Genomic DNA, 14,593 nt, shown 5'->3' on the forward strand with positions numbered 1-14,593 from the left:
GCCATGAATGCAGCCATCCAGCTACACGCCAATACAGCCGATTTGAATGACGAGCAGGAAGCCTTCCGCGCTGCCGCGCGCGACTTTGCCGACAAGGAACTCGCACCGCACGCCGCGCACTGGGATGCGGAAAGCCACTTCCCGCGCGAGGCGATCGCCAAGGCGGCTGAGCTGGGGTTCTGCGGGCTGTACACCGATGAGGGCGTGGGCGGCCTGGGCATGCGCCGGCTCGATGCCGCGGTGGTGTTCGAGGAACTCGCCACGGTCGATCCATCCACCTCGGCGTTCATCAGCATCCACAACATGGCCACCTGGTTGATCGCCAGTTACGGCAACGACGCGGTACGCGCGCAGTGGGGCGAGGCGATGACCAGCGGCGCCAAGCTGGGTTCGTACTGCCTCACCGAGCCGGGTGCCGGCTCGGACGCGGCCTCGCTCAAGACGCGTGCACAGCGCGATGGCGACAGCTACGTGCTCAACGGCAGCAAGGCCTTCATTTCCGGCGCGGGCGCCACCGATGTGCTGGTGGTGATGGCGCGCACCGGCGACGACGGCGCGCGCGGCATCAGCGCCTTCGTGGTGCCCGCCGATGCGCCCGGCATCAGCTACGGCCGCAAGGAAGAGAAGATGGGCTGGAACAGCCAGCCCACCCGCGGGGTGAGCTTCGAGAACGTGCGCATTCCGGCCGGCAATCTGCTGGGCAAGGAGGGCGAGGGCTTCAAGATGGCGATGAAGGCGCTGGATGGCGGCCGCATCAATATCGCCGCCTGCTCGTTGGGAGCGGCGCAAGGCGCGCTGGATGCCGCCCGCCGCTACATGGGCGAGCGCCGGCAGTTCGGCAAGAAGCTGGCCGATTTCCAGGCGCTGCAATTCAAACTGGCCGACATGGCCACGCAACTGGTGGCCGCGCGGCAGATGGTGCACACCGCTGCGCGCAAGCTCGATGCCGGCAGCCACGATGCCACCGTGTGGTGCGCGATGGCCAAGCGCTTCGCCACCGACGCCGGCTTTGCGATCTGCGACGATGCCTTGCAGATCCACGGCGGCTACGGCTATATCCGCGAGTATCCGATCGAGCGCCTGCTGCGCGACAGCCGCGTGCACCGCATCCTGGAAGGCACCAACGAGGTGATGCGCATGATCATTGCGCGCCACCTGCTCAACGGCGAGGAGGAATTGCGATGAGCGATTGGGCAACACGCACGCATACCGGTTTACATGTCGAACGCGACGGCCATGTCGCCATCGTCACCCTGCGCAATCCGCCGGCCAACACCTGGACCGTGCACAGTCTTGCAGCCTTGCGCGATCTGGTCCGCGCGCTGGATGCGGACCGCAGCATCTACGCGCTGGTGATCACTGGCGACGGCGAGAAGTTCTTCAGTGCCGGCGCCGATCTCAAGCAGTTTGCCGATGGCGACAAGGCTGCTGCACGGGAGGCCGCGCGCCGCTTCGGCGAAGCTTTCGAAGCCTTGAGCGCGTTTCGCGGCGTGTCGATCGCCGCCATCAACGGCTATGCGATGGGTGGTGGCCTGGAGTGCGCGCTGGCCTGCGATCTGCGCATTGCCGAGCAGCACGCGCAACTGGCTTTGCCGGAAGCCAGCGTCGGCTTGTTGCCGTGCGCCGGCGGCACCCAGAACCTGCCGCGCCTGGTCGGCGAGGGCTGGGCCAAGCGCATGATCCTGCTCGGCGAGCGTCTGGATGCCGCCACGGCGCACCGCATCGGCCTGGTGGAAGAGGTGGTGGGCACGGGCGAGTCGCGCGCGCTGGCCATTGCCTGGGCACAGCGCGCCGGCAAGCAGAGTCCGGCCAGCGTTGCGGCGTGCAAGCGCCTGGTGCAGTCCACCCGCCACGGCACGCATGCCGCCGCGCTGGTGGCAGAGCGCGAAGCCTTCGTCGACCTGTTCGAGCAGGCGGATCAGGCCGAGGGAGTGGCGGCCTTTCTCGAGAAGCGCGCACCGCAGTGGAGCAATGGCTGATGCTGGATGTGAGCCTCCCCGAAGAAGCCCCGGTGCTGTTCGAACAACGCGATTGCGCCGACGGGCATCGCATCGGTATCGCCACCTTGAATGCGCCCAGGACGCTCAACGGCCTGTCCCTGCAGATGACGCGCCTGCTGGATGCACAGTTGCGCATCTGGGCCGACGATACGCAGATTGCCTGCGTGGTGCTGCGTGGCGCAGGCGAGAAGGCGTTGTGCGCGGGTGGCGATCTGCATGGTCTGTACCAGAGCATGCGCGCGCATCGCGAGGCGGTGCCGGATGCGCAGCAACGTCGCGCGCAACCGCAGGGCAATGCGCACGCCGCTGCGTTCTTCGAAGAGGAATATCGGCTCGACCATCGCATCCACACCTACCCGAAGCCGCTGCTGTGCTGGGGCCACGGCATCGTCATGGGCGGCGGCATCGGCCTGATGTCCGGTGCCAGCCATCGCGTGGTCACCGAGCGCTCGCGGCTGGCGATGCCGGAGATCAGTGTCGGCCTGTTTCCCGACGTGGGTGGCAGCTGGTTGTTGCGCCGCGTGCCGCACGGCGCCGGATTGTTCCTGGCACTGACCGGCGCGCCGCTGGACGCCAGCGATGCCATTTATGCCGGGCTTGCGGATGTGCGCCTGGAGCATGCGCAATATGCGGCAGTGCTGGACGCCCTGGACGCGCATGCCTGGACAGGCGATGCCGATGAGGATCGCGCCCAGCTCGGCGCATTCCTGCACGGGATTGCGCAACCGCTGGCGCCGGGCCCGCTGCAGGTGCATGCGGCGCTGATCGCGCAATTGGTGGCAGGCCAGACGCTGCAGGAGGTAGTCGCCGCAATCCTGGCACTGCAAAGCGAAGATGCCTGGCTGCAGGCCGCGCGTGCAACGCTGGCCGCCGGCGCCCCCGGCTCGGCGCGCCTGGCCTGGGAGCTGCAACGTCACCCGGGCACCGGCACGCTGGCAGACACCTTTCGCACCGAGTACGTGGTGGCGCTGCATGCCGCCGCGCATGGCGACTTCGCCGAAGGCATTCGCGCGCTGTTGATCGACAAGGACCGCACGCCGCAGTGGCAGCCTGCCGCGCTCGAACAGGCCGATGCGCAATGGGCGGCGGCATTCCTGCAATCGCCCTGGCCGCCTGCACGGCATCCACTTGCCGATCTTGGTGCAGGTTGAGTCGCTGACACGCCGCTGCGAACGGTCTTGGCGGATGCGGACAATGAGCCGCATCCGCAGTGCAGGGCCGAGGAACGCCACTGCATCCGTTTGCCGCACTGCGCTGCGGCCGGGCACACCATTCAACGGCCGCGCCAGTCGGTGATGGCCGCCCAACCCTGGAAAACCACACCATGAGCAAGATCGCTTTTATCGGCCTGGGCAATATGGGCGGGCCGATGGCCGCCAACCTGAGCAAGGCCGGGCACCAGCTGCGGGTGTTCGATCTGGTGCCCGCTGCGCTGGATGCGGCAGTCGCTGCCGGCGCGCATGCCGCCAGCTCCGCACACGACACCCTGGCCGACGCCGAGATCGTGATCTCGATGCTGCCGGCCAGCCGCCATGTCGAAGCGCTGTACCTGGGCGAGGCCGGGATTCTGGCGCAGATTCCCGAAGGTGCCCTGGTAATCGACTGCAGCACCATCGCACCCGCCAGCGCACGCAAGCTCGCCGCCGAGGCGCAGGCGCGTGGCCTGGCGGTGCTGGATGCGCCGGTCTCCGGCGGGACGGCGGGTGCGGCGGCAGGCAGCCTGACGTTTATCGTCGGCGGCGCCGCGCAGGTATTGGAGCGCGCGCGGCCGGTGTTGCAGGCAATGGGCAAGAACATCTTCCACGTTGGCGACAACGGCGCCGGCCAGGTCGCCAAACTGTGCAACAACATGGCGCTGGGCGTGATCATGGCCGCCACCGGCGAGGCGCTGGCGCTCGGCGTTGCGCAGGGGCTGGACCCGGCGGTGCTGTCGCAGATGATGGCGGTCAGCACCGGACGCAGCTGGGCCACCGAAGTGTGCAATCCGTGGCCGGGCGTGTTGCCCAGCGCGCCGGCATCGCGCGGTTACAGCGGCGGCTTCGGCAACGATCTGATGCTCAAGGACCTGGGGCTGGTCGCCGAATCCGCAGTGCAGGCAGGCGTGTCGATTCCGCTCGGCGAGCTGGCGCGCAATCTGTACGCGATGAACAGCCAGGCCGGCAACGGTGCGCTGGATTTCTCCAGCGTGATCAAGCTGGTGGCCAAGGTTTGAGAGCGGCGAGCAAAAGTGTCTACGCCCACCGTCAAGTAGGTGCGGCTGGAGTGGTGATTCGTCTCTGTCTGGAGAGTTGATCGAACTAGGGGTGTCGGCTGTAGAGCGGATGATCTGCGGCTTGGCTGCGAGGTCCTTGCCCGCCCACCATCGCAGGACACGCCGCAAGTACGTCCTTGTAGGCTCTTACGCGGCATCCTTGCCGCGTAAGGTCCCGCGACGGTGGGCGGGCAAGGACCAGTCGAGTTGATCGGTGTGCATTTTTTTTTTTCAATAGCACAGCCAGCAAACTGTCTGACGCGGTGAGGGCACCGCGCACTCGACGCTGTGGTTTTGCTGCAGGGCCCTTGCCCGCCCACCATCGCGGGACACGCCGCAAGTACGTCCTTGTAGGCTCTTACGCGGCATCCATGCCGCGTAAGGTCCCGCGACGGTGGGCGAGCAAGGACCAGTCACGATGGTCGGTACGCACGGTTGCAAGCAGGGGCAGGCGGTGCATGCAGCACATGCAGCGCAGCCGTCCGACGAGGTGCGGTCTGATCGGCTTCTTTCTATCGAGCAACGTCACTGCCAATACGACATCACTCCACCCGCTAACGAAAGCGGGGGTTGCCGACACGTTGCCGCCATCGCTGCGGCGTTCGAGAGGTTCTGTTGGCCGCCCCAAGTCGCTATCCGGCCTGGGCAACAAGGTGCGGCGCCGCGCTCGCGTGATGTGATGTCATCACGCCCGGGTGTAATAGTCTCCGCCATCGCGTGCGCCTAAGGTGCGCGCATTGCACGAGGCCACCGCATCCATGGGACACGACCACAACCACGCACCCAGCGAAATCCGCCACGAGACACCGCTGTGGTGGGCGCTGGGACTCACCGCCACGTTCCTGCTGGCGGAAGTCATCGGTGCGTTCATCACCAACAGCCTGGCGCTGCTGTCCGATGCCGCACATATGGCCACCGATACCGTGGGCCTGATGATCGCCCTGCTTGCCGTGCGCCTGAGCCGTCGTCCTGCCGATGCGCGCCGTACCTACGGCTATGTGCGGCTGGAAGCGCTCGGCGCGCTGGCGAATGGGGCGCTGTTGTTCGCAGTCGGCGCCTACATTCTCTGGGAGGCCGCGCAGCGCTTCCGCGCACCGCAGGATATTTCCTCCAGCGGCATGCTGCTGATCGCCGGTTTCGGCCTGGTGATCAATCTGATCGCCATGAAGTTGCTGCACGCCGGCAGCGGCGAGAGCCTCAACGTCAAGGGTGCCTATCTCGAGGTCTGGAGCGACATGCTTGGCTCGGTGGCGGTGATCATCGGCGCGTTGCTGATCCGCTGGACCGGCTGGCAATGGATCGACCCGGTGCTGGCCGTGCTGATCGGCCTGTGGGTGCTGCCGCGCACCTGGGTGCTGCTGCGAGAGGCGATCAACGTGCTGCTAGAAGGCGTGCCCAAAGGCATCGATCTGCCGCAGGTGCAGCAGGCGCTGAGCAGCTACCCCGGCGTCGAAGACGTGCACGACCTGCATGTCTGGGCACTGGCCTCCAGCACGCCCGCGCTCACCGCACACGTGGTGGTCAGCGAAACCACCGACCGCGACCGCCTGCGCGACGCCCTCGCCGAGCTGCTGCACGCGCGTTTCGAGATCACCCACGTCACCTTGCAGGTGGAGAGTGGCGACTGCGGCACCGAGCCGTGTGGCGCGGCCCCGGCCGCGCAAGGCGCCGCGCATGACGATCACCGTGGTCACGCGCATTCGCACGGCGGCCACGCGCACTGACGCGGACCACGCCGCCAGTGGGCTTGTTGTCTGATCGGCGGTGGCATGGCGTTGCCTGGAGCAGCGCCCAGCCAGGTCATCGGGTCCGATCCAGGGGAGAACCGTCCTGCTTCCTGGCTGCCTCCCAGGCCGTATGATCGAGCCGGGGAAGACTGCGAGGCCGGCGGCGCAATGGCGGTACAGATCGAACAACGCAACGAACGCATCGCCACGCTGATCGCCGAGGCGGGCGCGGCAGCATCGGCCGGGCAATGGCAACAGGCCGAGCAATTGTGGACACAGGTGCGCCAGTTGGCGCCGACGCACCCGCAGGCCTTGTACAGCCTGGGCGTGCACGCCTACCAGCGCGGCGATGCAACGGCGGCGCTGGAATACCTGGCAGGCGCACGCGCAAGCAGCCCGGGCGATCCGATGATCGTGCTGACCATTGCGGTGGTGAAGCAGGCGCAAGGCGATGTGGATGGCGAATGGCAGGCCATCAGCGCGGCGCTGGCGCTGGATGCGTACTTCCTGCCCGGGCTGCTGGCAAAGGCCGCATTCCTGCAGGCACGCGGCCGTCCGCGCGCCGCCGCTAGTGTCTATCGCGATGCGCTGAAGGTCGCGCCGCCGGAGCCGCAATGGCCTGCGGTGTTGCGTCGCAAGCTGGCCCTGGCCACGCAGGCGGTGGAGCAGGACACGCTTGAGCTGGAGGCGCAATTGCGCGCCGTCCTGGACGCTCCTGGCATCGCCGTGGACGCCGCACTCGCAGGACGCTGGGCGGAAGCGGCCGCGATCGCATGCGGGCGCAGTCGCCCGTTCCATTCCCAATCCAACCGCTTGTACATCCCGCGACTGCCAGCCCTGCCGTTTCACCCGCCGGACGCGTTTCCCTGGATCGCTGCAGTACAGCGTCAGACCGCGGCGATCGCGCAGGAACTTCGCGCCGTCATGCACGAGGACAAGGGCGGCTTTGCGCCGTACATCGCCTACGCGCCGGACCAGCCGGTCAATCAGTGGAAGGAGCTCAACCATTCGCCGGCATGGAGTTCCTATCCGTTGTGGGCACATGGACAGCCGGTGGATGAGCATCTGCGGCAGTGCCCGGCAACCGCCGCCGCGTTGGCATTGGTCGATGCGGCGCAGATCGACGGCGTGTGCCCCAACGCGATGTTTTCGGTGCTTGCGCCGCAGACGGTCATTCCGCCGCACCACGGCGAGACCAACGCACGTCTGGTGGCGCATCTTCCGTTGATCGTGCCCGAGGGCTGCAGCTTCCGGGTCGGTTACGACTGGCGGCAGTGGGAGGTCGGCAAGGTACTGGTGTTCGACGACTCGATCGAGCATGAAGCGCGCAACGCGAGCGCGCAGCAGCGTGCGGTGCTGATCTTCGATGTCTGGAACCCGCTGCTGAGCCAGGAGGAGCGGCAGATGGTCAATGCCATGGAGACGGCGATTGCGCGCCACCGTGCGGGATGAGGTGGTGCCGGTAGTCGGCCGGTTCAGTCCGCAGGCATGATGCCAAACCGGGCAAGTGTGTCGCGCAGCGGAGCGAGCTGGGTCGCGTAGGGTTTCCAGCGTCCGGACGCATCGCCATGCAGGGGTTGGCGCACCTGCCAGTAGCTGGCTGTCCTGACGGCTCCAGGCGCCTTGTGGAAATCCAGGCAATCCGGTTCCCAGGGCAACTGCAAAAAGTCCAGCAGTGCGCGCAGGCTGGGCTCCGGCGCGGCGACAAAGGCGTCGTAGTCGAACGTGTGGATGCTGTCCGGATACAGCGACAGCCAATGCGCCATCAGTCGCTGGTAGGCGGCATAGAAATGCCCGATGTCCTCCAGCCGGCCCGCATAGTCAAAGCGTTGCGGATTGAGCTGCTGCATGAAGATCGACAGCCCGTTGTCCAGCGGGTGACGGCGTGTGTGCACGATCCTGGCCGCCGGAAACAGCTGCTTGATCAGCCCGATCAGCAGAAAGTTGTCGGGGCGCTTGTCGGTGATGTAGCGCAGTTGCGCATGCTGGGGAACGGCTGCTGCCATGCGTTGACGATAGGCCGCGGCCAGCTGCGTCAGCGTGTGCGAGGACAGATGCTGCGCGGCTTGCGGGAACGGCGACAGCGACTGTGCAACCAGTCGCGGCAGCGCATCCAGTTCGCCCCCGGCGGCAATGCACGAGTGGCGCGACAAGGCCTGTTCGATCAAGGTGGAGCCGGAGCGGAACATGCCGCAGATAAACAGTGCCGGCACCGCGTCGCCGACAGCATCCATGGGCGGTGGCTGGCGCGCGTCGCTTGCATCGGCAAATACCGCAGCGATGCTGTCGAACTGCTGCTGTGTGCGGATCGGGTCATAGCGCCGCGCATGTGCATGGCCATGCCGGTTGGCGGCACTGGCCGCAGCGAATGCCTGGCTGTGCAGGCCGAGGCGGTCGTAGGCATGGGCCAGTGCATGCAGCAGCGTGGCCGTCAACGCAGGATCCTGTCCCGCGACCGAGCCTGCCTGCGCAAGTGCAAGCAGGCGTGTGTCCTGCGCATGCGTGGGAGGATCCAGGTGCAGCAGGCGTGCGGTGGCTTGCAGCTGCAGCGCCCGTGTCTGGGCATCGACAGGAGGACTGGCGAGCAGCCGGCGATAGGCGGCGACCGCCTGGTCGCGTGCGCCCAGCTCTTCCTGCAGGTTGCCCAGATTGAGCAAGGCCGGGGCGTAGTCCGGCCGGCACTGCAGTGCCAGGTCGAGTTCCTTCAGCGCTGCCGCCTCCTGATGAAGATGGTCACTCAGCAGCGCGGCGCGATTGAGATGGATCTGTTCCGGCAGTGCGGCACCGCATTGCAATGCCTGCGCATAAGCGTCCAGTGCGGCGGATGCCTCGCCGGTCTGGCGCAGCAGATATCCCAGGTTGTACCAGGCATCGGCGCAGCGGGGCTGCGCTTGCAGGATGCGGCGATAAGCGGCGATCGCCTGCGCCAGATGGCCTTGTTGCAGTAAGCGTGCGGCGTGCTGCAAGGACGGGTCCAAGGCGTTTTCCAGGCATTCTTGCAGCGGGTGGGAGACCTGCAGCTTAGGCGGCGCCGTCGGTGCGTTCAATCGGCCCGTGGCGGACGGTGATGAGCGGTCTTTCCTGTGTGCGCCGCTTGCCTTGTATGCTCTGCTGCAATCGACGAGTGAAGATGCGCGCATGCACAAGCGAGTGGTGTGGGGGCTGACGGTGTTGAGCTGCGCCTGGGCGGCATCGGCGCAGGACGTGCCGACGCATCGCTGCGCCGCAGTACTCGATCCCTTGCCGCGGCTGGCCTGCTATGACGCCAGCTTCCCGCCAACGCAGGCGGTGCGGGCGGCGGAGGCGGACAGGGCAGTCAGGGCATTCGGCCGCAGCAGCCAACAGGCCTCGGCAGCGACAGGCGCGCAGCAGTCAGCGCCTGCGCAACTCACCGCGAAGGTGCTCGCGGTGGCGTATCAGCCAGACGGTACGCGCATCGTGTCGCTGGACAGTCGCCAGCGTTGGGCGCTGACGGAAGCGACCAGCCGTGGGCCGCTGGCCGAGGGCGAGGTCGTGGTGATCCGCAAGGCCGCAATGGGAAGCTACATGCTGGTCACCGCTGCCGGTGTGGCACTACGTGCCCGCCGCATCGACTAGCCAGGCCACCGACGGCATCGCAACAGACAGAAGAGAATGGATGACTGAGAGACCGCTACGCGCCCTGTTGCACAACGGGTATCAACTGCTGCGTCAGGGACGTTATGCCGAGGCAGCTGTGTTCGCCGACCGCGCCTGCGCAGAGCAGCCAGGCAATGCGCATCTGCTGGAGCTTGCCAGCGAAGCCCGGTTGGCCAACGGCGATCCGCAGGCCGCAGCCGACCGCATCGCACAGGCTGCGGCGGTTGCAACGTCACCGCTCCCGCTATTGATCAAATACGCCAGCTTGCTGCTGCAGCTGCGTCGCCGCCGCGAGGCCCGGCTCGTCGCCGGCCAGGCGCAGGCGTTGGCGGCCGCCGACGGCGCTGCATGGTGGCGGATCGGTGCGCTGTACAGTGGCTGCCACGAGGTGGCGGCCGCCCGTGATGCGTACCGGCATGCGATGACATTGCTGGGAGAACAGCCCGGCTTGCTGTACGACCTCGCCACCATGCAGTTCTTTGGCGGTGAATTCGATGCGGCTGAGCTCACCCTGGAGCGGCTATTGCAACTGGCACCCGGCACGGGCGATGCCTTGTACCTGCGCGCCACGCTCCGGCGTCAGACCGGGCAGCACAACCACCTGGACGATCTGCGTCACCGCTTGACCACGCTATCGGAACCATCCGCCCGAGCGGCCGGTCTGTACGCCTTGAGCAAGGAGCTGGAGGACCTGGGCCAGCATGCGGAGTCGTTCGAGACATTGACCGCAGCAGCGGCCTGCAAGCGCAAGACTTTGCAATACGACGTTGCTGCCGAGTGTGCGCATATCGCCCAGGTGCTCGAGGCGTACGGCCCGGCTGCCTTGCGCGCACTGCAGCCCGGTCATGCGGGCGAGGGAGCGATCTTCATCGTCGGTTTGCCACGCTCCGGCACCACTTTGCTGGAGCGCCTGCTGATCCAGCGCGGCGGTGCACGCTCGGCCGGGGAGCTGATGGATTTCGGTGCGTTGCTCGGCAGTGCGACCTCCGGCGTACTGTCGACCAATCCCGAACTGACCGCCGCCCAGGCATCGCTGCAGATCGATTTCGCGGCGCTTGGGCAGGAGTATCTGCGCGGTGCCCGTGAGCTGGTGCACGACCATCCGGTGTTCATCGACAAGCTGCCGGTCAATTACCTGTATTGCGGCATGATTGCCGCCGCGCTGCCACGCGCACGCATCATCCATCTGGTGCGCGATCCGCTGGACACCTGTTATGCGATGTACAAGACCTTGTTCTACAACGCCTATCCGTTCTCGTACGCGCTCGATGAGCTCGCGGATTACTACCTGGCCTACCAGCAGACCATGCGGCACTGGCATGCGGTGCTGCCCGGCGCCATTCTCGACGTGCACTACGAAGAGTTGGTGCGCGATACCGACCAGCAGATCACGCGGGTGCTGAGTTGGTGCGGGCTGGCGCGCAGCGACACCATCGCCGAACTGGAGCATGTGCCGTTCGTGACTGCGAGCGCGGCGCAGGTGCGCGGCGATGTCCACCAACGCTCGGTGCATAGCTCTCGCCGGCATCTGGACGTACTGCTGCCGTTGTTGAGGCGACTTCAGGCAGCTGGCGTGATCGTGCCCGGCGCCGAAGTGGTGTAGCGATTGGCGCTGGCCGATCCACCGGTCCAGTCCTCCGAGTGAGCGCGCCGCCGGCTCGCGAGCCACGAGCGAACACACGTGGCGGCATCGAGCCCTACATCAGACACCGGCGGCAAAGGGCCACTTTTGCCTGACTTCCGCACTGTTTTGGGGATTCGTCGCACCGATTCGGAGCATTTCTGAATGGCGCTTTAATTCTCCTCAACGTGGTCTTAACATCGGGTTGGCAACGTTTTTTCGGGCGCTCTTTCGTCCGGCCGTTCGCCAGTGTGGAAGCGCAGTTTGATGCGCTTGCCAACAACGTCGCAGCACGTGCCGGCATTGCCTCAGATGCCGATGCAGTGCGTCGCGCTCACCCGTTCGAACTTCTCGGAGAGAGAGATGAGATTGAAGACCACCAAGCTGCGCGACGCCATCCGGGTATCGCTCACGGTTGGCGCTGCCGCATTTGCCCTGTCGGGAACCGTGATGGCGCAGGAGCAGCCCTCGACGGAACTCAAGAGCCTGGACGCGATCAGTGTCACCGGTACGCGCATCAAGAGCCAGACGATGACTGCCTCCAGTCCGGTGGCAGAGATCAACAAGGAGGAATTCCAGTACACCGGCTCGACCAAGGTCGAAGATCTGATCAACCAGTACCCGCAGCTCTCGGCGAGCTTCGACAACTTCGCCAACAATGGCTCGCAGGGGTATGCGACCGTCGATCTGCGTGGATTGGGCGCGCAGCGCACCTTGACCCTGGTCAACGGCAGGCGCATTCCCAAAGGCATCGGCGAGAGTCCGGACATCAGCATCATTCCGGCAGCGCTGGTGCGCCGCGTGGACATCCTGACCGGCGGCGCCTCGGCGGTGTACGGCTCCGATGCCGTCGCCGGCGTGGTCAATTTCGTGCTCGACGACGAGTTCGAAGGTGTCAGTGTCGACATGGGCTACAACGCCTACCAGCACGACAACGGCAACACCTTGATGCGCGGTCTGATGGACGACGCCGGTTACGATTATCCGACTGGAAACTCCGGTTTCGACGGCATCTCCCGCAATGTGGATTTGGCCATCGGCGGCAGCTTCGGCGAGGCGGGGCATGCCACCGCATGGGCCACCTGGCGCGAAAACGATCCACTGCTGCAGGGCCAGCGCGATTACTCCGCATGCGCATTGAGCAACCGCGGCACCGCCTGCGGCGGCTCTGCCACCGCAGATCCAGCCAACTTCTATGTCGTCGCTCCGTCGGCTGGCGCGTTCTACGTGCAGCCTTCAGCCGGCGGCACCTGGTCGCAGGTCGCATCCCCGAACCTCTACAACTTCGCGCCGTTGAATTACTACCAGCGTCCGGACACGCGCTACACGGCCGGCACCAACATCAAGTACGAGGTCAACGAGCACTTCAAGCCCTATCTCGAAACCTTGTTCGTCAACCGCAAGAGTTCGACCCAGATCGCGCCGTCGGGTGCGTTTTTCACCGACCTCAACGTCAACTGCGCCACCTCGGTGATCGGCAGCCTGTGTAACGATGTGGGCATCACCGACGACGAGTTCACCGTCTACGTGGCCAAGCGCAACGTCGAAGGCGGCCCGCGCATCACCGACTCGGATACCAACAGTTTCAGCATCACCACCGGCGCCCAGGGCGACATCAACGACAACTGGTCGTACGACGCCTCGTTCACCTACAACCGCAGCACCACCAAGTCGGAAAACAGGAACGACTTCGTGACCACGCGCGTCCGCGATGCACTGCTGGGCTGCCAGCCTGGTTCGTTCGATGGTTGCGTGCCCTACAGCGTGTGGACCGACAGTGTCACCGCAGCAGAGGCAGAGGCATTGCAGGGCGTGGGTATCGTCAACTACGAAACCTCGATGCGCGTGTTCAACGCCTATGTGACCGGCAATTTCGGCTACAGCCTGCCGTGGGCCGGCGATAACCCGATCAGTCTGGTCGGTGGTGTCGAGACCCGCAACGAGACCTTCAAGCGGGTGGCCGACAGCAACATGCAGACCGGCAACTTCACCGGCCTGGGTGGCCCGACCTCCAATGTGTCCGGCGACATCGGCGTCAAGGAACTGTTCCTCGAAGGCGCGGTGCCGCTGGTGGCGCAGGCCGGTAGCCTGGATCACCTCGACATGCAGCTTGGCTATCGCTATTCGGACTACGACACCTCCGGTGGTGTGAGTACCTACAAGGCCGGTCTGGGTGCAACATTCGTCGATGGCAAATACCACCTGCGCGCGGGCTGGAATCGTGCGATCCGCGCTCCGAACGTGACCGAGCTGTATAACGAAAATACGATCGGGCTATGGAGTGGTAGCGACCCGTGCGCCGGTGCCAATCCGGTCTTCACCCAGGCCCAGTGCGCCAACACCGGTGTGACTGCGGCGCAATACGGCCGCGTTGCAGCCAACCCGGCCGGCCAGTACAACGAAATCGGCGGCGGCAATACGACGCTGCAGCCGGAAACGGCCAACACCTGGACCGTCGGTTTTGCTGCCAGCCCGATCAAGGGGCTCGATCTGAGCGTGGATTACTACGACATCAAGATCGACGACGCGATCCGCAGCATCGGCTCGTCCAACATCCTCACCGCATGCGGCGTGACCGGTAATGCGGATATCTGCAGCCGCGTGCGCCGCAATGCCACCACGGGCGATCTGTTCCGCGGTAGCGACCCGGACGTGTCCGGTCTGATCCTCAATTCCCAGGATAATTTTGGTTCGCTGCATTTCCAGGGCGTGGATCTGACCGCATCGTATGCCTGGAGCGTTGGCCCCGGGCGCCTGACCGCCTCGATGATGGGCAGCTACGCCATCAAGCAGGAGTACGAGCCGGTTCCGGGTGTGCAGGAAGTGACCTACGACTGCGCGGGCGTGGTCAACGTGGCCTGCAACAGTGCCGAATGGCGGCATGTGCTGAGCACGCGCTACAGCTTCGATCGCTACACCGTCGGGTTGCGCTGGCGTTATATCGGTGAGCTGGATTACCAGAACACCGACGGCACCCGTGGCACAACCGACGTACGCCTGGTGAACCAGGGCAACAAGGTGTCGGCGTACAACTACTTCGACCTGTCCGGTTCGATGCAGTTGGGCGATTACGTCACCTGGACCTTGGGCATCAACAACATCGCCGACAAGGAGCCGCCGCTGGTGGGCGGCAGCCTGACCTTCAACGGCAACTCGCTCGCCGGTTACGACCAGGCGGGTCGTTACTTCTTCACCAGTGTGGGTCTGCGTTTCTGAGGCACGTTGCAAGCTGGTAAAAACAACGGCGAGCCTCGGCTCGCCGTTGTTGTTTGTTGCCTGTGACAGCGTGTGTCGATGGCTCGCCGCGCTGCAACCTGCGGATCACCCCAGTCGCCGATCGCCCCCCGCTTGCGTGGCTGATCGACGTCGAAGACAG

General features: G+C 65.6%; 10 protein-coding genes. 9 read left to right on the forward strand and 1 reads right to left on the reverse strand.

From position 1 onward, the window contains the following. The first annotated feature begins 3 nt into the window (after window positions 1-3). The 6 genes from DGN21_RS06315 (at window position 4) to DGN21_RS06340 (ending at window position 7,430) form a co-directional block, all read left to right on the forward strand. Window positions 4-1,185 carry an acyl-CoA dehydrogenase family protein gene (locus DGN21_RS06315; protein WP_024938048.1) on the forward strand — a complete coding sequence of 394 codons (1,182 nt, stop codon included), beginning with the start codon at window positions 4-6 and terminating at the stop codon, window positions 1,183-1,185. Further along, on the forward strand, window positions 1,182-1,979 hold the full coding sequence (locus DGN21_RS06320; RefSeq protein WP_016903185.1) for an enoyl-CoA hydratase: 798 nt from the start codon (window positions 1,182-1,184) through the stop codon (window positions 1,977-1,979). The genes DGN21_RS06315 and DGN21_RS06320 overlap by 4 nt, the downstream gene beginning before the upstream one ends. After that, the gene (locus tag DGN21_RS06325) at window positions 1,979-3,151 is read left to right on the forward strand and encodes an enoyl-CoA hydratase/isomerase family protein (RefSeq protein WP_160954625.1); all 1,173 of its coding nucleotides are present in this window, start codon (window positions 1,979-1,981) and stop codon (window positions 3,149-3,151) included. The genes DGN21_RS06320 and DGN21_RS06325 overlap by 1 nt, the downstream gene beginning before the upstream one ends. Before the next feature lie 158 nt (window positions 3,152-3,309). Beyond that, window positions 3,310-4,212 carry a 3-hydroxyisobutyrate dehydrogenase gene (gene mmsB, locus DGN21_RS06330; RefSeq protein WP_181097777.1) on the forward strand — a complete coding sequence of 301 codons (903 nt, stop codon included), beginning with the start codon at window positions 3,310-3,312 and terminating at the stop codon, window positions 4,210-4,212. Window positions 4,213-5,009: 797 nt separating this feature from the next. Then, window positions 5,010-5,975 (forward strand): cation diffusion facilitator family transporter, encoded by a 966-nt coding sequence (locus tag DGN21_RS06335; RefSeq protein WP_104593526.1) that lies wholly within the window; start codon window positions 5,010-5,012, stop codon window positions 5,973-5,975. Window positions 5,976-6,146: 171 nt separating this feature from the next. Next, window positions 6,147-7,430 carry an aspartyl/asparaginyl beta-hydroxylase domain-containing protein gene (locus DGN21_RS06340; protein ID WP_126965706.1) on the forward strand — a complete coding sequence of 428 codons (1,284 nt, stop codon included), beginning with the start codon at window positions 6,147-6,149 and terminating at the stop codon, window positions 7,428-7,430. Between the two features lie 23 nt (window positions 7,431-7,453). Here the strand turns inward: DGN21_RS06340 and DGN21_RS06345 are convergent, their stop codons facing one another. Continuing rightward, a complete protein-coding gene (locus DGN21_RS06345; RefSeq protein WP_126965707.1) occupies window positions 7,454-8,956 on the reverse strand; it encodes a sulfotransferase in 1,503 nt (500 codons plus the stop codon). Window positions 8,957-9,116: 160 nt separating this feature from the next. On the opposite strand from DGN21_RS06345, the gene DGN21_RS06350 reads away from it, so the two are divergent. The 3 genes from DGN21_RS06350 (at window position 9,117) to DGN21_RS06360 (ending at window position 14,433) form a co-directional block, all read left to right on the forward strand. Then, window positions 9,117-9,575: a hypothetical protein gene (locus DGN21_RS06350; RefSeq protein ID WP_126965754.1), complete on the forward strand. Its 459-nt coding sequence runs from the start codon at window positions 9,117-9,119 to the stop codon at window positions 9,573-9,575. Between the two features lie 40 nt (window positions 9,576-9,615). Then, on the forward strand, window positions 9,616-11,199 hold the full coding sequence (locus DGN21_RS06355; RefSeq protein ID WP_126965708.1) for a sulfotransferase: 1,584 nt from the start codon (window positions 9,616-9,618) through the stop codon (window positions 11,197-11,199). Window positions 11,200-11,580: 381 nt separating this feature from the next. After that, window positions 11,581-14,433, forward strand: a complete 2,853-nt coding sequence (locus tag DGN21_RS06360; RefSeq protein ID WP_102252400.1) for a TonB-dependent receptor — start codon at window positions 11,581-11,583, stop codon at window positions 14,431-14,433. The last annotated feature ends 160 nt before the right edge of the window (window positions 14,434-14,593 follow it).

Source organism: Xanthomonas sp. MLO165 (genome assembly GCF_018831305.1).
In the GTDB taxonomy this organism is placed as follows: Bacteria; Pseudomonadota; Gammaproteobacteria; order Xanthomonadales; family Xanthomonadaceae; genus Xanthomonas; species Xanthomonas arboricola.

Excerpts from the sequence above, each read along its gene's own strand:
- DGN21_RS06315 (WP_024938048.1), top strand. The coding sequence starts at position 4 with ATGAATGCAGCCATCCAGCTACACGCCAATACAGCCGATTTGAATGAC.
- DGN21_RS06320 (WP_016903185.1), top strand. The coding sequence starts at position 1,182 with ATGAGCGATTGGGCAACACGCACGCATACCGGTTTACATGTCGAACGC.
- DGN21_RS06325 (WP_160954625.1), top strand. The coding sequence starts at position 1,979 with ATGCTGGATGTGAGCCTCCCCGAAGAAGCCCCGGTGCTGTTCGAACAA.
- DGN21_RS06335 (WP_104593526.1), top strand. The coding sequence starts at position 5,010 with ATGGGACACGACCACAACCACGCACCCAGCGAAATCCGCCACGAGACA.
- DGN21_RS06340 (WP_126965706.1), top strand. The coding sequence starts at position 6,147 with ATGGCGGTACAGATCGAACAACGCAACGAACGCATCGCCACGCTGATC.
- DGN21_RS06350 (WP_126965754.1), top strand. The coding sequence starts at position 9,117 with ATGCACAAGCGAGTGGTGTGGGGGCTGACGGTGTTGAGCTGCGCCTGG.
- DGN21_RS06355 (WP_126965708.1), top strand. The coding sequence starts at position 9,616 with ATGACTGAGAGACCGCTACGCGCCCTGTTGCACAACGGGTATCAACTG.
- DGN21_RS06360 (WP_102252400.1), top strand. The coding sequence starts at position 11,581 with ATGAGATTGAAGACCACCAAGCTGCGCGACGCCATCCGGGTATCGCTC.